Annotated in this window: 19 protein-coding genes; 1 reads left to right on the plus strand and 18 read right to left on the minus strand. The window is 48.8% G+C overall.

The features are described from left to right. Positions 1–88: 88 nt before the first annotated feature. Positions 89–1,993: a UvrD-helicase domain-containing protein gene (locus ACZ5KY_RS02870; RefSeq protein ID WP_464242399.1), complete on the plus strand. Its 1,905-nt coding sequence runs from the start codon at positions 89–91 to the stop codon at positions 1,991–1,993. Between the two features lie 144 nt (positions 1,994–2,137). On the opposite strand, the gene lpdA is transcribed toward ACZ5KY_RS02870, so the two are convergent. From lpdA to groL, 18 genes are all read right to left on the minus strand, one after another. After that, positions 2,138–3,550 (minus strand): dihydrolipoyl dehydrogenase, encoded by a 1,413-nt coding sequence (gene lpdA / locus ACZ5KY_RS02875; protein ID WP_464242400.1) that lies wholly within the window; start codon positions 3,548–3,550, stop codon positions 2,138–2,140. 21 nt (positions 3,551–3,571) lie between these two features. Further along, positions 3,572–3,826 (minus strand): acyl carrier protein, encoded by a 255-nt coding sequence (locus ACZ5KY_RS02880; RefSeq protein WP_464242401.1) that lies wholly within the window; start codon positions 3,824–3,826, stop codon positions 3,572–3,574. Next, positions 3,823–5,037: a dihydrolipoamide acetyltransferase family protein gene (locus ACZ5KY_RS02885; protein WP_464242402.1), complete on the minus strand. Its 1,215-nt coding sequence runs from the start codon at positions 5,035–5,037 to the stop codon at positions 3,823–3,825. Before ACZ5KY_RS02885 ends, ACZ5KY_RS02880 begins: the two co-directional genes overlap by 4 nt. Further along, positions 5,030–6,034, minus strand: coding sequence for an alpha-ketoacid dehydrogenase subunit beta (locus ACZ5KY_RS02890; protein ID WP_464242403.1), 1,005 nt, complete (start codon positions 6,032–6,034; stop codon positions 5,030–5,032). Before ACZ5KY_RS02890 ends, ACZ5KY_RS02885 begins: the two co-directional genes overlap by 8 nt. Before the next feature lies 1 nt (position 6,035). Continuing rightward, positions 6,036–7,031, minus strand: a complete 996-nt coding sequence (gene pdhA / locus ACZ5KY_RS02895; protein ID WP_464244617.1) for a pyruvate dehydrogenase (acetyl-transferring) E1 component subunit alpha — start codon at positions 7,029–7,031, stop codon at positions 6,036–6,038. Then, a complete protein-coding gene (gene acsA, locus ACZ5KY_RS02900) occupies positions 7,012–8,805 on the minus strand; it encodes an acetate--CoA ligase (RefSeq protein ID WP_464242404.1) in 1,794 nt (597 codons plus the stop codon). Before acsA ends, pdhA begins: the two co-directional genes overlap by 20 nt. Positions 8,806–8,969: 164 nt before the next feature. Next, on the minus strand, positions 8,970–9,815 hold the full coding sequence (gene lipA, locus ACZ5KY_RS02905; RefSeq protein ID WP_464244618.1) for a lipoyl synthase: 846 nt from the start codon (positions 9,813–9,815) through the stop codon (positions 8,970–8,972). After that, positions 9,778–10,521 carry a lipoyl(octanoyl) transferase LipB gene (gene lipB / locus ACZ5KY_RS02910; protein ID WP_464242405.1) on the minus strand — a complete coding sequence of 248 codons (744 nt, stop codon included), beginning with the start codon at positions 10,519–10,521 and terminating at the stop codon, positions 9,778–9,780. Before lipB ends, lipA begins: the two co-directional genes overlap by 38 nt. A 196-nt stretch (positions 10,522–10,717) precedes the next feature. Beyond that, complete coding sequence (locus ACZ5KY_RS02915; protein ID WP_464242406.1) at positions 10,718–11,641, minus strand: chemotaxis protein CheW; 924 nt, start codon at positions 11,639–11,641, stop codon at positions 10,718–10,720. A 66-nt stretch (positions 11,642–11,707) separates the two neighbouring features. Further along, positions 11,708–12,325, minus strand: coding sequence for a chemotaxis protein CheD (locus ACZ5KY_RS02920; RefSeq protein ID WP_464242407.1), 618 nt, complete (start codon positions 12,323–12,325; stop codon positions 11,708–11,710). A 412-nt stretch (positions 12,326–12,737) separates the two neighbouring features. Further along, the gene (locus ACZ5KY_RS02925; RefSeq protein WP_464242408.1) at positions 12,738–13,121 is read right to left on the minus strand and encodes a pyridoxamine 5'-phosphate oxidase family protein; all 384 of its coding nucleotides are present in this window, start codon (positions 13,119–13,121) and stop codon (positions 12,738–12,740) included. Positions 13,122–13,129: 8 nt separating this feature from the next. Continuing rightward, positions 13,130–14,599: an SDR family oxidoreductase gene (locus tag ACZ5KY_RS02930; protein ID WP_464242409.1), complete on the minus strand. Its 1,470-nt coding sequence runs from the start codon at positions 14,597–14,599 to the stop codon at positions 13,130–13,132. Between the two features lie 34 nt (positions 14,600–14,633). Continuing rightward, positions 14,634–17,072, minus strand: coding sequence for an AAA family ATPase (locus tag ACZ5KY_RS02935; RefSeq protein ID WP_464242410.1), 2,439 nt, complete (start codon positions 17,070–17,072; stop codon positions 14,634–14,636). 2 nt (positions 17,073–17,074) lie between these two features. Further along, positions 17,075–18,340, minus strand: a complete 1,266-nt coding sequence (locus ACZ5KY_RS02940) for a metallophosphoesterase family protein (protein ID WP_464242411.1) — start codon at positions 18,338–18,340, stop codon at positions 17,075–17,077. A gap of 37 nt (positions 18,341–18,377) precedes the next feature. Then, positions 18,378–19,583: a nicotinate phosphoribosyltransferase gene (pncB, locus tag ACZ5KY_RS02945; protein WP_464244619.1), complete on the minus strand. Its 1,206-nt coding sequence runs from the start codon at positions 19,581–19,583 to the stop codon at positions 18,378–18,380. A 285-nt stretch (positions 19,584–19,868) separates the two neighbouring features. Next, entirely contained in the window at positions 19,869–21,575 is a 1,707-nt protein-coding gene (locus tag ACZ5KY_RS02950; protein WP_464242412.1) for an FG-GAP repeat domain-containing protein, read from the minus strand. Positions 21,576–21,755: 180 nt separating this feature from the next. Then, positions 21,756–23,171, minus strand: coding sequence for an alginate export family protein (locus tag ACZ5KY_RS02955; RefSeq protein WP_464242413.1), 1,416 nt, complete (start codon positions 23,169–23,171; stop codon positions 21,756–21,758). A gap of 701 nt (positions 23,172–23,872) precedes the next feature. Continuing rightward, the gene (gene groL, locus ACZ5KY_RS02960) at positions 23,873–25,510 is read right to left on the minus strand and encodes a chaperonin GroEL (RefSeq protein WP_464242414.1); all 1,638 of its coding nucleotides are present in this window, start codon (positions 25,508–25,510) and stop codon (positions 23,873–23,875) included. Positions 25,511–25,520: the final 10 nt, after the last annotated feature.

The raw sequence follows: 25,520 nt of genomic DNA on the forward strand, positions 1-25,520 counted from the left end.
ATTTGAGAGCGAATAGTGAGCCTATTTGTCGAAAATGGACGGTAAAACACCCAGAACTAGCACAATTGACGGACGGAGAACAACTTACATGTCACAGCATATCTACATTCCAGTTTCTTCGAAATCACTTGAAGCTATATTCAAAGCAGGTGCATCTTTTATAACGGTGCTTGAGGGTCTTTGTCTTGACGAAATATTGGGGCTTTGTGCCGTGCAGATGGTACCAAGCTACGTGCAATCTTCTGAACATCCCAGTGGGTTTGAAAGGAATCTAGAACATTTATTTTTGCTGGCCAAAGATAAATCTAAAAGAGGCCAACTTTCGTCATTAAAGCAAGAACTTATAAGCCATATTGAATACGACAAGCTAAAGATTGGCACCAAAGAGATGTATAGACTGGGACTCAGGCTGGTCAATGCCAAGGTAATACAACAACGAGACTACCTTGACTATTATGACGAGTGGGATTATGAGTTCAGTACAAAATACCCCTCTATGATTTCCCTGAACGGTAACGGTTCAAAAACAAATGGGTCGACTTCTTTGCTTACGAATGACCAATTGAGGATTACAACCATTATCAACGAGGGCACGAACGATCATTTACACATCCAAGCGTACGCTGGGACGGGTAAAACATTTATGATCCAAGAGTTGTTGAGCAGATATGAAGTAAAAGGGTGTAAGCCGGAATCCTTATTGATCCTTACGCATAACAAAGCTCAACTTAATGGATTGCCACTACAGATAAGAAAAAAATATTCATGCCAGACGTTTGGCGAGACAGCTAGAAATGCGTTGCCTAGCGATTATCAACATACCCATTCCACCGTGAACATGAACTACAACTTGAGCCAAAACGTCATTGCAAAGTGTTACCAGCTAGAAAATATCATAGGATTAACGGACAGCGAGGTGATCAGGTTAATAACCGGAACATTAACGAAGTTCTGTAATAGTACGGATGATTTTATAACCAAAAACCATCTTCCTAAAGAGCCACGCTTAAAGGCTAGCATAGCGCAATTAATCATAACCAAGGCGAGAGATTATTGGGCAAAGATATTAAACCCGGCAAGCCAGGATGTGCTTATTATTCGTGCTTACCACCAGGTTAAGCTTGCAACGATTTTAAAAATGACCGTCCCCTCTAAATTTAAACATATTATTGTTGACGAGGCCCATGATTTATCACCAGCCATGCTTCAGTTTCTCGATGCAAGTCCACAGCCCTACATAAGCCTGGGGGATTGCTATCAAAATCTAGACGGTCTGAATAATCGTTCTGCTAACAGTTTCCGTGAATACCAGATTACCGATTCATTCAGATCTGGAAACCTGTTATCTGAAGTGATTAACCCCATCATTCGTGTACACCCTTTTGGCACTAAAGCACCGTTTCAAGGGAGCTCAGAAGTACCCACCTCTATTGAGTATTACAACGAGGCAACGATACCAGAGAGGCCCGCTGCAATTATTGTAAGTGATGAATGGGCCGTCTGGGAGTGGGTACAGAGGTTATCAAATAAAGGGATCGAATATAGATTATTATCCAGCCTAAAGGACCTCGATAATTTTGTAAGCGCTGTCCTGAATTTGAAAGAAAAAGGGATTAAACCTCGCCACGGAGCCCTCAAAAAATTCGACACATGGGACAGCCTCATTGAAGGTTATAAGAAGAATCGCAGTTTTAATAAAATATTCGAAATGCTCGATCGTGGTTATACGAGTGAGAATTGGGCTGAGGCAAAGTCCATGCATAAACAGAGTGTGGGAAATCACTATACCGTGGTAAGAGCTACAGATTCACGTAACCACGAGTTTGACTGCGTGATGCTTACTCCAGACCTCATTGATCTAATTTCCAGTGAGCGGAAAAAGGGGGTCGCCAAAAGAAACTCAGCTCTTTACGTGGCAGTGACGCGCGTTAAGCATGTCCTCATTGCACCGATTGCCTTCAGGCATTGGATTGAGGCAGTTTCGGGCCGATAACTGGCGGCTGTTAAATGCTCAAAATGAACTGGGTATCCCATTTGATTCGGTTGGAATACGTCCTCATAGATCAAAGAGAAGATAAGAGAAGCCACTACGACAGTCTCATCGTTGGACGACGACAACTCGGCCCGTTCCCTTTTATCACTTCGCCATTTTCTCCTGCAACTTCTCCGCTGTCTCTTTTAACAACTCGCCAAAAGTGGGGTGAGCGGGACAGTGATGTGTCAGATCCTCTACGCTGCCGCCGGTCATCAAGATATAAGCGGCTTGATTGATCAACTCTGAAGCCATCTCTGCTAAAATCGCCACCCCGAGAACACGGCCGGTGACAGGAGTTGCCACGATTTCGATAGTGCCGGCGGTTTCACCGTTACAGTGGGCGCGACCATTGATCGCAAAGGGTAGCCGACAACTGACGCATTCAATCCCCTGTTGCTTTAATTCCGTAGTGCTTTGGCCAACAATCGCCAGCTCGGGTGAAGTGTAAATCACTCGGGGAACCTGCGTGTAATCGATGGTGGATGGTTGGCCCATCAAGCGGTCAACAAACACTTGCGCTTCGCGACTGGCTTTATGCGCCAGCTTTGGTCCGTCAATCAGATCGCCCAACGCATAAACGCCGGTCACCGCTGTCTGGAAGTTTTCATCTACCTCTAGCATACCCCCATCACCGGGGCTCAAACCAATTTGTTCTAGTCCGAGGTTGTCGCTGTTGGGACGGCATCCAACCGCCACCAGAATACGATCACAGGTAACCGTCTGCGCATTACTCGCTCCGTCCACCAACCGTATTTTGAGGCAATCACTGTCGGTATCCACTGAGTCAACCCGACACTGAAGTTTGAAATTAAAGCCCTGCGACTCTAGCGCCTGCTGTAGAGCACCGCTCAGGGCAGGGTCGGAAAAGGAGGCTATCCTTCCACTTCGATTTACCACCGTCACCTCAGCTCCCAGCCGTCGCCACACCGAGCCAAGTTCCAGAGCGATGGCACCCGCTCCGACGATCAAAAGATGCTTTGGCACCTGCTCTAGGCTTAGGGCATGGTTTGCATGGAGAATGCGGCGACCATCCACGACTAGAGCTGGAAGATCACGAGGCAGGCTGCCGGTCGCTAGTAGCAGCCGTTGCGCCTTCAGCACACGGGTCTCCTGCTCTGTTACAACGTCAACCTGATGTCCTTCTGGAGTTGGCGGTAACAGGGTCGCTCGTCCGTGATGATAATCGACATGATGAGTTTGAAGTAAAAACTTCACACCACTGCTCAGGCGATCAACAATCTGCTGTTTGCGCGCCATCATTCGAGGCACATCTAATCTCGGTGGCAACAAATCAATGCCGTGTTCCTGCAGCCCTTGGCTGCTACGAGCAAACAGAGCGCTGGAAGTCAGTAGGGCCTTACTGGGGATACAGCCTTCATGCAAACACACGCCGCCGGGCAATGGTCGTTCATCCACTACGGCAACCTTCAAGCCCCGTTGGGCAGCGTACACTGCGGCCTTGTAGCCACCGGGGCCAGCACCGACCACCAACAAATCATAGACAGTTTCAGCCATGGTTACCTCGCGATACAACAGTTAGGTTTGTCTATTAGCAGCCTGAAGGTAGGCCAGCAAGCTGTTCAGAGTCTGAATTTTTTCATAATCGGCCTCAGGAATATCCACCTGTAGCTGCTCGCTCAAACCAACAAGAAATTTGAGAAAGTCGAAGGAATCAAGTTCCAGCTCTTCACGAAGAGTGTCATCCCCCTGCAACTGCTGCGGTTCACAACCAGGAGCAATCTTCTCAATCAGGTTAAAGATCACTTCCGTCAAGTCGGCATCCGTCATCATGGGGAAACCTCCATCTCCTGCAAGACACAATTGAGACGCTGGAGAAAGCGCGCCCCAATTAAGCCGTCTGTAGCGCGATGATCAGCCGCCAGCGAGGCAGTGACCACAGGCCTCACTGTTAAGGCATCGCCTTCGGCCCACGGCTGCTGATCAATGCGACCGAAGCCAACAATGGCCACCTGCGGTGGGAAAATCACCCCATGAACACTGTCCACGCCTAAATCGCCAAGATTGGTGACACTGATGGTAGCGCCCTCCATATCGCTCTGGCGCAGCTTGCCACTGCGACTATGGCTGATTAATCGGCCTAGTTCGGCCATACTCTGTTGCGGGCTGTCCAATGCTTCACCCTTAATCACTGGCATCACCAACCCACCAGTTTTAAGGGCCACGCTAAAACCGATCCCAATCTGTTGCGCAGGCTGAAAGAGGTCATCTAGCCAGAAACCGTTGAGATCTTTGACCTGACGCAGTGACGCCGCTACCGCCCACACCAGCAGGGCGACTGGCAGCATCCTGTCTTGAATGGGCAATGAGCGGTTGCGCTCTGCCATCCACTGCAAGGCGCGCTGAAGATTGATTTTCCGATTCAGATAGTAGTGTGGAATTTCGCGGTTGGAACGACTGGTGGCGCTGGCAATTGCCTGGCGCATGGGGTCAGCCCGTCCAGTGCGCACCGCCACCACTTTCGCTGGGGCCACCTCATGGCGAGCCTGCGGTTGGCCGTCCTCTTGGCCATGGGCCCTTTCTACATCGTTGCGCTGAATCACGCCATCCGGTCCTGTGCCAGTCACTTTGGTCAGATCTACCTGTAACTCGGTGGCCAAGCGGCGGGCGGCTGGGGAGATGCGTGGTTTGGCCTTTTCCCGCAGAGGTTCGTCTTCGTGGTGCACGGATGGGGGCTCTGTTGTGACGGACGGTTTGGGTTGCAGTTCCTCAGCCGGAGCTGGAGAAGGCACTGAATCCGCTTCGTTTTCGCTGCGAATGCGTGCTAGCACAACCCCGATTTCAATCTCCTCATCACTCGGTTGATGAATAATTTCCGCCACTACGCCATCGACAAAGCTTTCAACTTCGATAGCACCCTTGGCGGTTTCCACCACCGCAATGCTTTGGCCATGGTGGACGGTGTCACCCTCTGCGACCAGCCATTCCACCAGCACCCCACTCTGCATGTCGGCACCGAGGCTGGGCATGGTAAAATCAGTCATGATCACCGCCCTTTAGCATCCGTTCAACGAGGGCGACAATCTTTTCTACTTGAGGCAATGCTGCCTGTTCCATGTGCTGAGCGTAAGGCATCGGCACCTCGGCGCTACACAGTCGCTCGACCGGTGCATCGAGATCGTAAAACGCCTGCTCCATGATGCGGGCGCTAATCTCAGCCGCGAGGCTGCCGCTACGCCATCCTTCATCGACAATCACCGCTCGCCGGGTCTTGCGCACTGAGTTGAGGAAGGTGGTTTCATCGAGCGGCCGCAGCACTCTCAGATCGATTACTTCGGCTTCAATACCTTTTTCCCTCAATGTTTCAGCTGCAGCCAAACATTTATGCAGCGAGGCACCATAGGTGATAAGGCTAATGTCGCTGCCAGGGCGATGAATCTTGGCCGTAGAGATATCTACTTCGGCAAATTGGGCTGGAACCTGTTGCTCAAAGTTGTACAGGGTGGCATGTTCAAAGATCACCACGGGATCGGGCTCTTGCAGCGCCGGCCACAACATACCGTAGGCATCTTCCACCGTTGCTGGAGTGAGAATCTTGAGCCCCGGAATGTGGGCATACAAACCTTCAAGTCGGTGAGAATGCTGCGCCCCCAGTTGATTACCCGCACCACTGGCCATGCGGATCACCACTGGAACATTGAATTGACCGGCAGACATATGCAGTAGGGTGGCGGCGTGGTTGATGATTTGGTCCAGTGCGAGCAAGCTAAAGTTGATCGTCATAATCTCCACAATCGGCCGCATACCGCCAACTGCCGCGCCGATACCAATGCCAACAAATCCTGACTCAGACAGCGGCGTATCTCGAATCCGCTGCGGACCAAACTCTGCTAGCAACCCTTTACTGACAGCAAAACAGCCACCATAATGGCCGACATCTTCGCCCATCAGAAATACCCGCTCATCCTTTTGCAACGCTTCACGTATCCCTTCACGCGCTGCTTCGCGATAACTTAATTGACGTGTCGTGTTCTCAGCCATTTTAAGACCCCTCTGAATAAACAAAACGGGTTAAATCTTCCACAGCTTCCCAGCTGCCAGCTTCGGCAAAACGCACAGACTCTGCCACCTCTTTATCTACCTCTGTTTGCAGTTGCTTAGTCAACGCGTCGTCTAGATAACCCTGTTCTTTGAGCAATTGACTATAGGTCAGCAGGGGATCACGTTTTTTCCACTGCTCCACTTCCGCTTTTTCTCGATAGAGTTCAGCGTCAAACATCGAATGGGCGCGGAAGCGGTAGGTCTGGCATTCGAGGAAACAGGGGCCATTTCCAGAGCGGACATAATCGATGGCTTGTTTTGCGGTCTCAGTCACTTCGAGTAACTCCATACCATCAACCGTGAACGTCTTAGCATTATAGGCTGCCGCTTTTTCACTCAGGCTGGTCTGCGACTCGGATAGATCGAGGCGGGTGCCCATGGCATAAAGATTATTCTCACACACAAACAGCACTGGCAGTTGCCACAGCACTGCCATGTTCATCACCTCGTGAAATTCCCCTTCGGCCATGGCCCCGTCACCAAAGAACACACAGGTAACCCGTTGCTGCTGTTTCATCGTATCGGCAAGGGCTAGTCCCGCGGCCAGTGGCAGCCCGCCACCGACAATTGCCCAACCGCCATAAAACCGAGTGGCGGCATCGAACAGGTGCATGGAACCACCACGTCCACCGCTACAACCTTCCTGCTTGCCGTACAGTTCCGCCATGATCGCACCGGGCGACACCCCCTTGAGCAGGGCGTGACAGTGTTCGCGATAGGTCGCCACCACCGCGTCATCCGGTTGTAGCTGAGGGATAATGCCCGTAGCCACAGCTTCCTGACCGACATATAAGTGGAGAAAACCGCGTATTTTTGAAGCGCTATACAGTTCGGCAGATTTTTCTTCAAAACGGCGCAATAAAATCATCTGGCGCAACCGCTCCACCGCCGTCGGCTGATCGAACACATCTGTCAGATTAGGGCTCGTTTTTTCCATCATTGGTCTCCAACGTTGAGGTATCCCCCTCCGGAAGGCCGAGTTCTCGGGCCTTGAGAAGCCGCCGCATGATTTTACCGCTACGGGTTTTTGGAAGGGTATCAAGAAAAGTAAGTTCTCGCGGTGCCACCGAAGCACCCAGTTTTTTGCGGGCAAAACCGATCAGTTCCAGACGCAGCTCTTCGCTCGGCTCCACCCCCGTCTGTAAAGAGACGAAAGCCTTAACCAGCTCACCGATTGTTGGCTCCGGCTTGCCAATCACCCCTGCTTCGGCGACGGCTGGATGTTCGATTAGCACGCTTTCCACCTCGAACGGGCCGATCCGATGACCGGCCGACTGGATGATGTCGTCGGCGCGGCCCATGAACCAGAAGTAGCCATCTTCGTCGCGGCGCACGAGGTCGCCGGTCAAATACCAACCATCGACAAAACACTTTTCATAGCGTTGCTGTTCGTCCAGATAGCTGCGGAACATAGAAGGCCAATCAGCTCTTAACGCCAGCTCACCCTCCTGCTTTGGATCGCTGATCTGCTGTAGCCCACCTTGGTCGTCATAGCGCAGCACCGCCGCCTCAATACCGGGCAACGCTAGGCCCATCGAACCGGGGCGAATCTGGAGCGCGGCATAGTTGGCAATCATGATACCGCCAGTTTCGGTCTGCCACCAGTTGTCGTGGATCGGCAGCCCCAAGGCCTGTTGCCCCCACACCACCGCTTCGGGGTTCAGAGGTTCGCCGACGCTGGCGATAAAACGTAACTGGCTCAGGTCGAACTGCTTACACGGCTGATCAGCACCACGCATCAGCATCCTGATCGCTGTCGGCGCCGTGTACCATACGCTCACCTGTTGATCCTGAAGAGTTTGATACCAACGATTGGCATCGAAATCACCTTCATCGATAATGCTGGTCACGCCATGACACAACGGTGCGATGATCCCATACGAAGTTCCCGTCACCCAGCCGGGATCGGCGGTACACCAGAAGATATCCTGCGGATGAAGATCCAGAGCGTACTGACCTGACATGTAGTGGGTCACTACTGCCCCATGGACATGCACCGCGCCCTTGGCCATACCCGTGGTACCGCTAGTAAAATGGATGATGGCCATATCGTCGGCCGTGGTGGGAACAATGGTGAAATCAGGAGAAGCCTGTTCCAGTAGTCGTGGCAACGACAGCACTTGAACATCCCCTTGTGGGTCAAGATCCTGTTCGGCATCTATCACCAGCACGTAACGCAACTGAGGCAAACGCGGCAGCAGGGGGACAATCTTCTTCTGGTATAATTTAGCAGTAGTGACCAGCGCCCGCGCAGTCCCTTTTTCCATGCGCTGATGGATCGGTTCTGGACCAAAGGCGGTAAATAGTGGACTGAGAACACAGCCATTCTTCCACGTACCTAGAGCGGCGTAATAGAGTTGCGGCACCCGGCCGGCAAGGAGAAATACCCGTTCACCCTTGCTCAATCCCAGTTGTTTCAGCACATTGGCAAAGCGGTTGCTGTGCTCCATCAGTTGCCGATAGCTGATATCCTCTACGCTGCCGCGCTTGGAGAGGTAGCGCAATGCCACATGATCTGCCCGTTCGCCCCCATCGCCCAGTACATGGCGGTCAACCGCTTCGTAAGCAATGTTGAGGCCGCCGCCGGGTAGCCCCGCCAACTTATCGCTCACTTGCTGCCAAGAAAACTCACGACATGTTCGTTGGTAATCCTGTAGCTGGGGCGCTAGCGCCAAGCCATGAAGATTTTTGTCGATGGGTGGATATGGCATCGCACGCTCCTTTTCGCATGGCTACCCCATGCATTTTCAACCGATTTAAATGGAAGCGATTCTTGAATGATTCACAATTTAATTCTATTAAGCCAGAAGCCGTTGTCAAGCAACCCCCAGTAGGAAAGGAGGATAGCGCTGGGCCAAATCGTCTGCACCAGCTATCAACAACACTGACGATACGACGCCGCGGCGCGCCATGAGCTGCGAACGAGTGGCCCGCTTGCCACCGCAGCGAAGTCCAGTGCCAAAGCAAACTGCCGCCAGTGGTCAAACTCCTCTGGCGTTACATAGCGCTGAACGGGGAAATGATTGCGGCTCGGTTGCAGGTATTGGCCGAGGGTTAGCATCTGGCAGCCAGCGTTACGCAGGTCATGCAAGGCCTGTTCAATTTCATGCTGCTGTTCTCCAAGACCCAACATCAGCCCCGACTTGATCCGCGATGCTTCCCCATCCGCTGCGCCGCGCAACAGCTGCAACGAGCGTTGATAATTGGCATCAGGCCGCACGGTGCGGTACAACCGCTCAACGGTTTCCAAATTGTGATTGATCACATCCGGTCGGGCTTCGAGGATCAATTCAAGTGCTTGCCTATTGCCCTGAAAGTCTGGAACCAGCACCTCAACGCCGATGGTTGGATCCATGGCACGAATTTGTTCAATGGTGCGACGAAACTGCAATGCGCCACCGTCGCTCAGGTCGTCGCGGGTTACCGAGGTAATCACCACATAGCGCAGGGCCAACTGCTTTGTTGCCGCCGCAACCCTGACGGGTTCTGTGTCATCTATCGGTAGCAGCGGGCCAGACTCGATGGCACAGTAGCGGCAGTGACGGCTGCAAACTTGGCCCAGAATCAAAAAAGTAGCGGTACCGTCGGCGTAACACTGCTGGCGATTAGGACACCGCGCCCCCTCGCACACCGTGTTCAGGTCATGAGCCTGTAACGTCTGCTGCACCGCAGCGCTCAACCCCTCAGGCGCTAACCGTTGACGCAACCAGATCGGTTTCATCACTTATTCCTTCCTTGTCATCGCACCATGCCAGTCCAAATACGTGCTGTAACTGTAGTGCCATCTGTTGACGTACCTCATTCATCGCTACCGATGTTTCACATTCCAAAGCCAGAGAGGTCATCTCCACCCCCGGTAAACCACACGGGGAGATCCAACCGAACGGGGTCAAATCCATATCCACGTTGAGCGCCAAACCGTGAAAGCTGATCCCTTTTTTTACCGCAATGCCAATGCTACCAAGTTTTTTATCGCCAACCCATATACCGCGCCGACGGCAATCCACTGTTGCCGCCACCCCCCAGTTACGGGCGACAGCCAGCATTACCCGCTCTAAGCGATCAATATAAGAACGCACCGTCAGACCGCTAGAGCGCAAATTGCAGATGCCATACACCACCAACTGGCCCGGCCCATGAAAGGTGACCTCGCCGCCCCGTTCGGTCTGGTACAGAGCGACACCTTGGCGGCAAAGTAAATCTGCCCCCATCAGTACGTGGTCGAGGCTACCCTTGCGTCCAATCGTCAATACTGGCGTATGCTCCAACAGCAAAAACAGGTCATGCTCAAGCTCGCCAGCAAACCGCTGGGCAACCAACTGCTTTTGCAGTTGCCAGATATGGCCGTAGTCACACACAGGGAGATTGTAAAGATAGGCGGTACGATGCGCGGGGAGTGCGCAGGGATATTGTGGATGATTCAGCATGCTCTCGCCTTGGAAAAATGACAGATGCAATGGCCTTTTGCCAATTATATCATTCATACGGAGAAATGCTAAAATGCGCTGGTATTATAGAAAAACAAGTGAATTAATATCGGATGCCACAGCCCACGATTGAGGAATTGTTACAGTGTAACGAATGGGTTTCAGAGCCAAGGAGTGCAAAAGTTGCAACGACAAATTAGCACCCTAAAACCTCCATCACCAAGGTACTCAGTGCAGTTGGATTAAATTTTGCGATAAAATGGTCCGCACCCGCCTCTTCCGCTTTCAATTGGTTGCTTGGATTACTCATAGAACTATGAAGAACAATAGGAACCTGAGTAATTTCAGTCAAACTACGAACAGTACGGGCGAAGGTAAACCCATCCATTTTTGGCATCTCAATATCTGAAATAATAAGATCCACAGGAATCTCACCATTTTCACCAGCCACCTCTTTAAGAAAAGAAAGTGCTGAGGGTGCGTTATCAAATGACTGAGATTCAATCCCCATCTCATCCATGATGCTAGTCAACATCATCATAGCCGTATTGGAATCGTCGAGTAATAATACTTTTTTACCGACACCGCGTAGCTTGGCATCGTCAGCAACACCTTGGCCAATAAAAGATTCTAAGCTCAGCACATCCGCCAAGATCTCTTCAATATCGAGCAGTAATACCATCTCTTCGGTATCGGTATATGCGATTGCAACGAGGGCTTTGGCGTTAAAACCCTCGGGTTTAACGATCTCATCCCAGCCACGCGTTAATAAAAATTCAGGCTGTGTGATTAGGAAAGCATTTAGCTGACGGCTATATTCACAGACAATGAGGTAGCCGTTATTGTGACTGTCTGTGACGTTTTCAATATCGAGAGCCTCGGCTAGGTCAATAACGGTGACAGCATCGCCACGGAAGCTGACAACCCCTTTTACCGCGGGGTGCGAACAAGGGATACGTGTCAAATGATCAGGACATTCGACAATTTCTATAATTTTGAAGACGTTGATACCATAAAGTTGATTATCGCTGAGACGAAAGGTAAGCATCTCCATCTGATTTGAGTTCGAGAGATTGCTGCGGCGAATCGCCTCATCGAGAAATTCTTCTTGCTTAGGCATAACAATCCTTTCATGTGAAATAGTTTCAAATGAGATTATCTCAGCGACAAAAAAACAGCAACAAAACTAATCATTACCCCACAGTTCGATATCTCTCGCACTGTCGCTATGCTTCTCTTGCTCACTCATCGCATGAAGCCAACAATTATGATCACGCAGACCTAACCGCCGGCCGCGCTCGGCACTTTTAATTTTGCGCGCATAAACACTAAAATTTCCGTGAGAGAAATGGATCACCCGCCCCTCATTGCCACCTAAACTTTCAGCAACAAGTGAGATCCTTTCATTTTGGAGGAAATCACGAATAAATTCGATATTCTGCTCACCAACAGTTCGTCCACCCTGGCGTGGGCAAACGTTCTTCAGAACATTTCCGCCGCCAAACACCTTAGCCTTAAATAATCGTTTTTCCGCGCCAACCAACAACATATTGTTGATCAACAGTTCCATAGCATTTACGCCATAGCGACCCGCATCTGTTTGCAGGACAGGTTGTTCACACGGATGATGATTATGACTGAGCATAAAATGATTCATCCCCATCACTTTATTGATCGGGTCGAATAGACACACGGCAACACATGAACCAAGGAGGGTTGATATGGTCACGGGCCGATTGGAGACATAAAATTCACCCGGTTCAATAATCACTCGCTGGTGATGCTTAAATATTTCAGTTCGCATAAATTTGATTACTCAAAAAATACCTGATTAGCGATGCTGGTAAGCCCATCAAGACGACTCAGACATTCTAGACGTTCGTTACTTTGCAGTGATTTTTGTTGAATTTCTTGCAGCAATTTTTCTTTTTTTATCCGATCACCTATATCGTGGAACGATAGTAATCGTACCAAATATTTTACCCTGAGACCGGATCGGTGTACACGCCAGTTCCACAGGAAATTGGTTGGCATCCTTGCGACTAAGGGTGTTTACTATTGATTAAACCACACACCCCTCCCAGCTTTCACATAAAGACCGACAAACGATTAATTTTACTGCTATAATTTTTAATGTTCAAGGTAAATGATGTTTCTCAGAGTGCTGTAGGTTAATGAATTTATCAAACCACTACGTATGTTTATTTTATGAAGGGTTAAAGCGGCTCGCCACCAACAAGTTGCAGTGATTTTTCAATCTCAAAGTAAACGACGAAACACTCCTTATCGCCACTCCCTTTGCCGTTGCTTTGCTGGCGGCGATAACTGGCAATCACCTGTGGGTCATGCTCTTCAGCAATCTTTTTCAGTGACAAACGTAGCCCGTTATAGCCAGCGCCTTGCTCAACAAACAGAAAATGGGCGTACGGATTATGTTTAAGGTTTTCGTAAGTCAAGCGGCCGAGCATCACCATGGCCAAAGTACCATCATCACGCACTTGAGGGCGCGCGTAGAGGGCTGAATTTGGTCGGCCATCGTTATCGGCCGTTGACATTACGCCCAAACCATTGTGACTGGAAAAATACTCTTTTAAGTCCATATCATCTCCTATTTGTTTAAATCTGAACGGCAACGACTCTGTTGCGCTTTTTCGATCAATTTCCGCCCCATTCTCGGGAATACTAAACTATGTAATGGGCTGACCGACCACCAATAGAGCTGACCCCACAAGCCATCGGGATAAAAATAGGCCGTTTGAATCAAAATGCCACGGTCAACGACAAATTCCAACCACCCTTTGCCGGGGAGCTTCATTTGGGCACTGAGAAGGAGCCGATGATTGTCTTGCAGATCAACCACCTTCCAAAAATCAACGGCATCGCCCACGCGCAACTGTAACGGATCACGGCGACCGCGATTTAAACCAACACCGCCAAACATTTTATCTACCATGCCGCGCAAATACCACAGCGGATCGTAGGCATCCCAACCACCCACGCCACCTAATCCGCAAATTTGATCAAACACCAAAGATTCATCGACACCGTTGAGAGAAAAGGAGCGTCTATCGCGTAATACACCACGGGGGATCTCACGTTTCCCCTGGATGTCGCACGTTTCACCGCTACTGCTATCGCACCAACGACTCAGTACTTGATCGTGCTCAACTTCGGCTAAGGCAACCGTGAAGGCATATTCCAATGACTTCGGCACAATATCTGGGAAATATGTGGCGGCATGGTCGTTTTGAGCGACCGTTTCCGACTTTAAACCCTCAACTAATGCCGAGGCGATACTAAAGGGCACAGGGGTAACAAAGATCAACCAGTAGGAGGATATTTTAGGGCTAAAAAGTGGGACGGGGATGATGGTGCGTTTTAGCCCCATGCTTAAAGCGGCTTGCGCCATAATCCCTTTAAAGGTGGTTGCAGAAGTACCAATATCTACCATTAAATTGCCATCGACCTCTACATCACTTGCCGCTTCAAGGTAGGCCAGCACATCATCCACAGCAATAGGCTGCGTGCGCGTTGTCACCCATTTGGGGGTAAACATGATCGGCAAGCGTTGGGTCAGATCGTGAATCATCTCAAAACTAGCACTGCCCGCGCCGATAATCACCCCAGCTCGAAACCACAGCGTTTGAATTTCATCAGCGTGGGAACTTAATACTTCCCCCGTTTCAAGACGACTGAGCAAGTGCGCGCTAGCGGTTCTCGCCTCACCCAAGCCACCCAGATAAACAATTCTGCGCACCCCAGCTGCAATACATGCCTGTCTAAAGTTCTCAGCACTGCGGCGATCTTTTTCAGCGTAGTCGGAACCCGTCCCCATTGAGTGGATGAGATAATACGCTACATCCACGCCGGTCAAAGCTTGATGCAGCGACTCGACATTAAAGGTATCACCAACCACCACATCGACCTTTTTCGACAAACCGCTTCGCAGCTTATCGGGGTTACGCACGAGTAGGCGGATACGTAAATCATCGCGATCGAGGAGACGATCTTTCAGACGTCGACCGATGTACCCTGTCGCGCCGGTGATTAAAATAGTCCGTGGTGGTGAAGTTGCCATATCAGTTCCTTTGTTCGCTGAATGAACGGTGCCGTCACTCGCCTAACGAAATAATTTGATCGGTCACTTCGGTGAAGGCGACATCGTGACTGATCAAAAACAGTTGATCGTACCAATGTTCGGTAACCTCTTCACGACCGACGTCAATCGCTCTAAAGGCGTGAGCGAGGTTTTCGCGGCGTGCGGCATCGAGATTGGAGGTTGGCTCATCGAAGAAGGCGATGCGCGCGCCAATAGTTTGCAGCAGCGCAAGGCGCAGTGAAACTACGGCGCTCATGATTTGACCACCGGATAGCTGCTCATCGATGCGCTCGCGTAGTTCACCGTCATCGAGATCACGTAAGATAATCTGATAGTTATCGCCCCAGCACAGCTCTTCGTCCACTTCGGCAATGGTGCGATAGATGCGGTCGGCACGTAGACTAATCTCTTTACGAAAACGCTCGGAGAGGTAGCCAGAGACGTTACGAAACACCTTGTTGCGTAAGAACTTAACCAGTTCATCTTTGTCGGCGTAAACCTTGACTTGGCCTTTTTTATCAGCTACCTCAGCTTCGATTTTCAACAGATGTTCAACCTCAGCGGTCAAGCGCTTCTGATCTGCGCCGAGACTGATCACTTTTTGGCTTAAGCCACCAATCTGTTGTGTCAGTTGATCCTTCTTCCCTCGTTGCTGTTGATGTCTTTCAGCACAATAGTCACGTAAGGCCTGCTGTAGACTTGCTTCATGTTCGCCAAGTTCATGCTGTAATTTTAACAAAAACCGCTCAAATGTCACCAGTTGATCCTGACGTTGTTTCAGTTCTGCGGCTTGCTGTTGATTGGCGACATAACGATCACGCGCAGGGTGATGGAGCCGTTTCTGCTCATCGACGCGATCAAGATTTTCTTGCAGTTCGGAAAATTTACCTAACGCCTGTTTCTGCTCCAGTAGAACCTTGTGCTCGGCTTGTTGCTGTTGCCATAACGTTTGTAAAGCATTGGTTCGTTGATTGTTAGTATGTTGACGCTGTTGTAAAGCCTGCTGTTGCTGGGCTAAGGATTCTTGCTTGACCTGCATTGCTTTAATCTGCTGGTCGGCGTGGACAGCGTGCGATTCTTGCTGCCTTAAGCTGGTCATTACCCCTTCAAGCTGGTGCTGTTGCTGGCCGAGATCATCTAGCTTGGCAGTAAACACATCGTTTGCGGGGCGATCAGAAATATTGAGGCACTTTTCCTGAAAAAATGGACACACCCCGGTCGCCAGCTTTTCGCTACCCTCTTTAAATCCCGCGCGCCGCCCTGCAAGTTGCCCTTGCTGGGTTTGCACTGAGGCAATCTCAGTGCGAAGTGGTGCCAATGATGATGCGACAGTACGAAGCCCTTCATCCACTACCAAACTTTTTTGCTGCTCGTCGAGCTGCTGCAGTTCGTTTACCAACTCTTGCTGCTGGCGCTCAACCTGCTTAGATTCCGTCTCATGACGCTGCGTTGTTGCGGCATGTTGTTTATCGAGCTGGGCAACCTGTTTTTCGAGCTGACGCTGCTGCTTCGCTTGCACCTGTAGCGCCGTAAAATCGGCTGTCGCTTGCTCAAAGGCGTTAAAGCCTGCCACGGTCTCATCAACTACCTTTTGCGCTTCCTGAGCGGCGACAATTAACCCTTTTTGGCTGGCAATTTTATCACACCCATTCTGAATACGTTCGCGATGGGTGGCAATGGCACTTTGCAATGTTTGTACAGCCTGTTGTTGTTGCTCCAGGCTGAGCAATTGTGTTTCAAGTTCGCGCAACTGCTGTTGCTGTTGCGCTAAATCTGCTTGGGCTTGTGTCCCTTGCTGGATGGCGCTTTTCAGCTCTAAGCGTTTGATCGGCAACACCTCAATCTGGTCCTGCTTTGAACCGATCTCTGCCTGAAGAACATCAACTTTGGCTTTAATGGCGCTGGTCAGTGCTTTGGTGTCGTTGAAGGTTTTTCGCCAACTGGCGATACCGAGAATTTCGTCAAACTTGTCACGGCGCTTGGTGGCTTGTTTGATAACAAACGGGCCAAGAAATTCATGTTGAAACGGGCCGATCACTAACTCGAACTGTTCAGCGAGAGCGCGACCATTATTGAGACCGAGCAATTGCTTAATTCGCCCTTCAGTCTCCTTACTGTCCTTATGCTCTTCCACCTCAAACTCGCCGCCAATTTTCTTGGCTAACAACCATTTTGATGCTTTGGCAACAGTGCGACTGACGCGAAACTCCTCATCTTTGAGTAAAAAATCGACCTCAATCAGCCCACGTTTTTCGCCAATAGAGATAAAACGCTCAATGTTGCCGACAAAACTCTGGGCATCAACGCCGAACAGAGCGTAGCCAATAGCTTCAAAAATGGTGCTTTTGCCGATGCCATTTGGCCCAGAGAGGACATTGATCCCCGCTGAAAAAGTGAGGGTGGTATCGCGATGCGATTTGATGTTTTGTAGATGAATGGCGAGAATCTGCATGGCTACACCTCGCCTTCGAGTAAGCTGAGAAGTTCATCGCCATCGGTATCACCGCGCTGGACGGCGTCACGCAACGTTAGCGCCAGGCGGGTCAAATCCTGTTCACGACCCTGATACTCACTATTGGTGGCGATCAGCTCATGCAACACATCGCTCTCAATTTCAGCTAAGCTCTTGTTAGCATCACCCGCTTCAGAGCCACGACTGTGAAGGGATAGTTGATTTTTCACTTCGAGGTGCAACGGTTTAACCATCTCATCCAACGCTAACCTAAGACGTTCGCGACTTAACTCAAACGGATGAAACATCACCTGACCAACTAATTTTAACTCCAGTAACGGCGCACGAGTATCGGGTTTAACCGCATCCACATCGACACAATCGGCTAACAACGACGTCACTTGCGTACAAAACCGACTGAGCGCGACCTCGCTATTTTCAGCACCTTCGAGATCGATGGTGGCCACCACCATTGGTCGTGGGTCGGTGGCTTTGAATGCCACTTGATATGCGCCCTCTTCAACATCAACAAGGTAGTAGCCCTTAGCGTATTTCTGTTCGCCGAAGTTGACCCGTTCAGGCGAGCCGGGATTGTAAGCGTAAGGACCACCTTCAGGACTGTTGATGATATACGGTTTGTGGCCGTGACCGAGGGCGACATAATCAAACTTTTTAGCGAGAGGCTGCGCCTCCTCCAGTTTCATATTGCCAATTTCAACGGGCGAGAAACTCCAAATTCCGACATGGAACAGCAGGATATTGTTGCTGGTGGTGACAGCATCACAGATGCGCTCAACGTGACTGCCCGCCTGCGCGCCAATGTAGCCGAGGCCATACAGGTTCAGGTCGCCAATCTGGACATGGCCGCCCATCCCTTCCGTGTCATCAAAAAGTGGAAACGCATAACCACCGTCATCATCACGCTGAGGACGCAGTAACTTGATATAGCCCATGTGCGACAACGCTTCCATCCACGAAAGACTATCGCGACGGTGGATCCAATCATGATTACCTTCGATGGCGATACAGGGGATTCCTGCATCCTTGAGAGGCTGAAGTGATTCAATGGTACGAGCAAAGGTTTTCGGTAAGATTTGACCGACATGAAACAGATCACCGCCAATCAGCATAAAATCGACATGTTGGTTTACCGCATCGGCAATGATGTAATCGAAGGTTTGGAAGAAATCATCATAACGAGTGGATTCTGCATGCGGATTTCGATACGTTTTACCTAGGTGGATATCGGAACAATGAATAAAGCGCATCGGCTATCTCTTATTTGTGGGGGATTGGGGATAAACTTCAACGACAATGGTTAATATCATAAACAGAAGCTAAATATTTGAGATATTCATCATCTTCACACATGCTTTTACCGGGTTCATCGGATATTTTCGCTACAGGTTTACCATTGGCAGTCACCATTTTAATGACGATATTAAGCGGCTGAGGGCCGACATCATTCGTTAACATGGTACCAATGCCAAACGAAACCTTGGTTCGTTGGTTAAAGTGGCGATACAACTCAATCATCTTTTCGAACGTCAGTCCGTCACTAAACACCAGAGTTTTACTAAGGGGGTCAATCCCCATCTTGTTATACATGGCAATTGCTTTTTCACCCCAGACAATGGGTGGGCCGCTATCATGACGCAGGCCATCGTATAGTTTACCAAAATAAGGATCGGCAAAATCACGAATAAAGGCATCCATTGAATAACAGTCGGTCAGTGCAATACCTAAGCGACCACGATATTCCCGCACCCAACCTTCAAGTGCGTCCTTTTGGGCATCGGCAAGTCGCGTTATTGCCTGCCACGCTTGGAACCATTCATGGGCCATTGTTCCCACTGGTGTTAGTCCATAGCGCCGAGCCAAATCGAGATTACTGGTCCCGGCAAACACCTGAGGCAACTTCTGCTGAAGGGTACTCACTACCTCTTCGTGCCACGCTTGACTTGCCCGTCGGCGCGTACCAAAATCAGCAAAATGGAAACCAGACCTCAATTCTGGTGTTGCCACCAGAGCAATCTTTTCGGATAACTTGGTTCGTGCACTCACTAAATCAACGCCACCATGTTCCAATTCGGTATGTAATTCACTGATAATAGCGAGGGTATATATCTCAAACAACGTGACATGAATAAGGGGGCCGCGAAAACGGATATCCAGACCATCGCCCACTTGCTTAATCTCAACAAAGCGCATATCAAGACGAAAGATGCGTAAAAACTCGATAAAATCTTGACTAAAGAATGGAAACGAGTCGAGATAATCTAACTCTAAATTGGTAAAAGTGAGGGTAGACAGATGCTCTAACTGATGATGAATATCGCTCAGCATATTGGTAAAATTGGCCATAGCTGGGTTACGGCAGGCAAATTTCCACTCGACGGTAACAGCTCGGAATTCTGGCGCATGATAGAAGGCCTGAAGCATGGTGAGCTTATATAGATCCGTATCGAGAAGACTGTTTATCAGCCAACGGTTAACAGTGGGTGGGTTCATAATGTCACCAATTTTTGCAGAGCGGCAGTCTTCAAACAGTAATCGGTTGCCCCCAGCAACTGGGTGTCCATTCATGAACAGTGGTGTAAAGCCCCACTGTGGATCGACATCAAAACTAGCGCTACGGTTTTTTTCTATGGAAAGCATGTTCATTGATCCCTTAAGCAAAGCTATCATCCTTCTATAGCAACACCTGACATCATCATTCTAGCACTAAAAATTCGCATAAAAAAGGGAGGGTTGCCACAGCACCCTCCCTTTTTTATTGCAAAAAATATGTAGCGACTACTGAACAGGAACTGCCAAAACGTAGCTCGCCGCAGTACCATCGAGGATACCTGCAACATCGGTCGCTACCATGATCGCCTTGCCGTTATCAACCGCTAAGCCTTGAATAGGACGCTCTAGCTTATCACCGAGAGTTCCTTTCATCATCATACCGTCTTGATATTTCAACACCGACAACCAGCTGTTGTTGATGGATGAGCTGACACCCGCAGCTTGAAGGTACGTACCTTCAGCACTGATGGCAACAATTTCAGGTTTACCATCACCATCAAGATCGGCAGCAATAGGTGCCACATCGCATGATGCTGTATTAATCATTGGATTTTGGGAACTTGGGTCAATATCGTAGGTGACTCCTGAAAGTGAAGCCCCCATCTCTTTACTAGATTTGTAGAGTTGATTTTCACCCGAGTAGACATATAAACGACGGTTACGAATAAAGATTGCTTCCGGTTGGCCATCGCCTGTTACATCAGAGAGCAAACCGCCAATAATGCGAAATAACTTTGGTAACTCAAATTGCAGATCTGACCGGACCAGCTTGTCACCATTTAACGTATAAGCGTTAAAGCGCGGTGCGTAGAACATTTCACGATCAAAATCCTGACCAATCAACAACTCGGAAGTGCCGTTGCCATCGGCATCAAATCCAGCAAGAAAGCGGTTAAGACCTTTTTTAACGGCACTGAAAGCTTGACCGTCCCAGCGTAAAACATCGCTTTCAACACGGTCATCACCCCAAACTGTTACCACTAAATACAGTGATGTATCGCCCTGTGGTTGCCACCAACTCACACTGAGGATTTGCCCCATTGTGATGCTATCGCCCTGACCTGCAAGCTCGAGTGTTTCGCCGACACGATAAACCTTAATAGCACTACCGTCTGTCGAAGCGAGATACAGTTGATCGTTGAATTTTTCAAAATCTGACATCACCGTGGTGGTATCAAATTGTCCCACCTTAACAAAGCTGGGGAATTGCATATTCAGAGCACTGGTTCCATAAGCACCAACCTGACTCCGAGTTTGATAGGTCACTGGCCCTTGCTGTGCCATGGCAACTTGAGGAACTGCAACCTGTGGAACCGCCGCAGGAAAAGTCATTGCACTCGTTACTGGTGCAGCAACAATCTGCCCTGTTTGATAAGAGCGCAGCAATTGGCCTGAGCCATCACGGACTTGCAAACCTGCTGTGGTTGCCACAAAGGCGAGGTCGGCATCAGCGACCTGTGTATCACCTTGCCATTGCAAACGAGGCAACGCCGCCATCAATTCAGCCTTCAGCACTTCAGAATCGCCCGACTGATCTTGAAACGTGGCATTGATGCTATCGAAGCGATTAATCTCTGTACCAGCACTGAGGTCTCCCTCACCGCGAACCTTAACTGCATACGAGTAACCTGATTTGATCCGCGTTACTTTTAAAACAGCACTAACGGTATCGAGGCTACCAATAATCTTTTTAGTTACCGGATGAACAATATTACCGCCCTTAGTGACCACACTAAACAGATCACCCGCCGCAACACCTTGAGCACTATCAAGGTCGATAATGTATTCATTTCCCGTTGCCATAACCACATAGCCCGAGACCAAGCTAAAATCCTTAGCAATTTGAGCCGTTGATAACGCCCACCCTTGCACACTCCATAGCACTGCTATGCAACTTAGCATCAAAACTCGAACTAGTGTTCTTGACTTCACAGGTACCTCCAACGATAAAATTAAACATTAACTATTGCAGTAATTTATCCATATATTTCTAGCTCACGACGAGCAGTTTTAATTTATATTTCAAACGAAGACTATACCCTTTTACACCCACACTGCACATAAAAAAGGCCGGACAAATGCCCGGCCTTTTTTATACTAACATTTCTAAACTTAGAACTTGTAACGGATGCGTGAACTAATGATAAAGATATCTTCATCAGCATTACCATCTTGTTCAAATTCATAGTAGTCCATAGCATCATCTGCCATTAAGTAACCAAACTGAATCGCAGCTTCGGTGCTAGTAAACAACTTGTAACTAGCGTAAGCATCAAATTCAACACCCAAGGTATCATCTGCATACTGGTCAACTTTACCATCACCAGTTGTATCATTACCAATATCTTCAGCGGTCATCAGATACAAAGCAGCTGCGCCAACCTTCAACTTATCGGTAACTTGATAGTCATAACCAAGACGGTTCAGGATCAGACCTTTATCCTGGAGGTAAGGGGAAGCTGAGAAATAATCGTCGTCAGTGTAGCCTTCGAAAAGAATCACTGAATACTCGGAGTTAATGTCGACATCTGTGGCAACAAAGGCATCCATATCACCATCATTGCTATTATCATCACCGGAAGCATACCAGAATGTGTAGGTCAACTTACCTTTGCCCATTTTAACACCAACATCAAAGTGCGCAAAATAGCCGCCGAAATCCGACTCTTCCATGAAGTCGCCCATCTGGTACATCAGGTCCCAGTTAGCGAAAAAATCGCCAGACTTCATGTTGCCATCAACACCAAAGGTATATAGATCGAGATCATACCCACCAAAGGCTTTGGTATAATATCTAGCAGGTTCTGAAACAAAACTGGTTGAAGCGTCTGTCGTTGTAATTGTTCCATCTGCATTCAAAACACTTGAAGCAGGAGTTGTCACAGTGTCTGATGAAGTAAAACCATCACTGGTTTGCCACAAACCAAAGAAACCAACCTTAGTACCGTCCGCAGGCTTCAGATCATAACGTACCAAGAAAGCATCGAGATCAGCTGGGCTGTTATCAGTATCAAAAACCTCATAGCCACGATACCAACCAACAGTTAGATCACCAGCACCAGCAGCAACCTTATAATCGACACCGGTTACAGTCTCATTCCACAAAAACTTGTTAACTTTAACTGGCATCAAGCCCATACGTGCACGGCCACCGGCTAAAGCAAAATCGGTATATGCCCAGCGCGCTTCAATTGTTCTACCATCGCCACTAAAACCACCGTCGCCAGTCCTACCAAACTGAATACCACCAAGTTCGATAGCGAATACACCCTTGATTGCACCGTCATCACTGGTTGCTGTGGTCCACAAACGATACTTGAGCTCGCCCATTGTATCATTGTTTGTATCTTTACTGATAAGCGCTTTTCTGGTAAGACTCTCGCCTTTATCAACACTATTAAAGAAGCTAGCCTGATTCGTGTACATACGGAAACGGTGATTAAAATCACCATTGAACGTAAAATCGACCGCAAAGGCCGGAACTGCCATACTCAGCATTACTGCTAGAGCTACAAATATTCTTCTCATACTGTGTTTCCTCCTTGTTTCATCCTCGTTAAATAACCCATACCCGTGTGACAAAAACGCTGCCTACTACAAGGAATACCCACCCTGTAAGCGCTAACATTGCCACACAACAATAAATCTAACATTATTAAAACTTATGCACCTTGCGTACCAAACAAGGTTGATAAATCGAACAACTGGTAAATCCCCATACTTGAACGACTTTTCGCAGCTAATCTTGATTAGTATTAATCTACCGTATGGTGCTGTTCTTTGAACTCGCCATACCTGCGAAGGCAGATATTCAGTGGCTTTACATAGATTTCGAGACTCAAGCCTTAGCGGGAGTGACGCACTATTTTGTTAATAACGAAAGATCAGTACTAATCAGGATGCTGTTTTCTTTTACTAGAAGGTAAAGCTGCATTACTGCTCATCAATGTGATGAAATCATGACACACCGTGTCAGAGCAGCAACAGTTAAACCCCGTTCTATTTACAATCATCATAAAAACATTGTCAAGAAATTTCCTATATTTAATTTCCTAGTTTCAGGAGCTTGCACACATTCTCTCACAAATTACCAAATAACTGCGTTCTACTGGACTAACATACCATAACTATCGGACAACAAAAGTCCATTTATAATTTACTTTAAATCAAAAAAAAGCCCCCTATCAATCAAGACAGGGGGCTTTAAATCTAACTAAGAGAGCTGATGATTACATCATGCCAGGCATTCCACCCATGCCACCAGGCATAGCAGGCATACCGCCAGCATCATCGCTAGCAACGTCAGCAATACATGCTTCGGTTGTCAGCATGAGGCCAGCAATTGAAGCTGCATTTTGCAGTGCGCTACGAGTTACTTTTGTTGGATCAAGAATACCCGCTTCGAGGAGATCAACATACTCGTCAGTTGCTGCATTTAGACCAAATGAACCTTCGCTGTTCTTAACATTGTTAACAACGATAGAACCTTCGAGACCAGCATTTGAAGCAATTTGGCGTAACGGCTCTTCGAGAGCGCGCTTGATGATCTGCACACCAAACTTCTGCTCGCCAGGGAGCTCTAAAGCGTCAACCGCTGCGATGCAACGGATAAGAGCCACACCGCCTCCAGGGACGATACCCTCTTCAACCGCTGCACGAGTTGCATGCAGTGCATCTTCAACACGAGCTTTTTTCTCTTTCATCTCGGTTTCAGTTGCAGCGCCAACTTTAACAACCGCTACACCACCAACTAATTTAGCCAAACGCTCTTGCAATTTCTCGCGATCATACTCGCTGCTACTTTCAGCAATTTGAGCACGGATCACTTTTACACGACCATTGATAGCTGCTTCATCACCAGCACCATCGATGATTGTAGTGTTATCTTTGTCAACAACAACACGCTTAGCGGTACCAAGCATATCTTCTGTTGCGCTCTCAAGAGTAAAGCCCATCTCTTCGCAGATCACCTGACCACCAGTCAGAGTTGCGATATCTTCTAGCATCGCCTTACGACGATCACCAAAGCCCGGAGCTTTAACGGCAACAACGTTCAATGTGCCACGTAGCTTGTTAACAACCAAAGTTGCCAACGCTTCTCCATCAACATCTTCAGCAATAATCATAAGAGGACGACCCGTCTTGGCCACAGGCTCAAGAATAGGAAGCAGATCACGCATGTTGGAGATCTTCTTGTCGTAGATGAGAATTGCAGGATCGTCCATTGCAGACTCCATGCGCTCTGAATCAGAAACAAAGTAAGGAGAAAGGTAACCGCGATCAAACTGCATCCCTTCAACGGTCTCTAAAGAGGTATCCATTGATTTAGCTTCCTCAACGGTGATAACACCCTCTTTACCGACTTTGTCCATTGCTTCAGCAATGATGTTACCAATGGTCTCATCACTGTTTGCTGAGATGGTACCAACCTGAGCGATCTCTTTGTGATTTTGAATAGGCTGTGAAAGCTCACGTAGTGAACCAACAGCTGCTTCAATCGCCTTATCAATCCCGCGCTTAATTTCCATTGGGTTGTGACCCGCAGTCACAAGCTTCACGCCTTCACGATAGATCGCTTGAGCGAGAACCGTTGCAGTGGTTGTACCGTCACCAGCGATATCAGAGGTCTTAGAAGCAACCTCTTTAACCAGTTGAGCACCCATGTTTTCAAATTTGTCTTCGAGCTCAATCTCACGAGCAACTGAAACGCCATCCTTGGTGATCAATGGAGCACCATAGGATTTATCAATAACAACGTTACGACCTTTAGGTCCCAAGGTTACTTTTACGGTATCAGCGAGCATATTAACACCAGCAAGAATACTAGCGCGGGCACTTTCGGAAAACTTAATCTCTTTTGCAGCCATTGTATTGAAA

It is taken from the genome of Desulfuromonas svalbardensis (assembly GCF_055389415.1).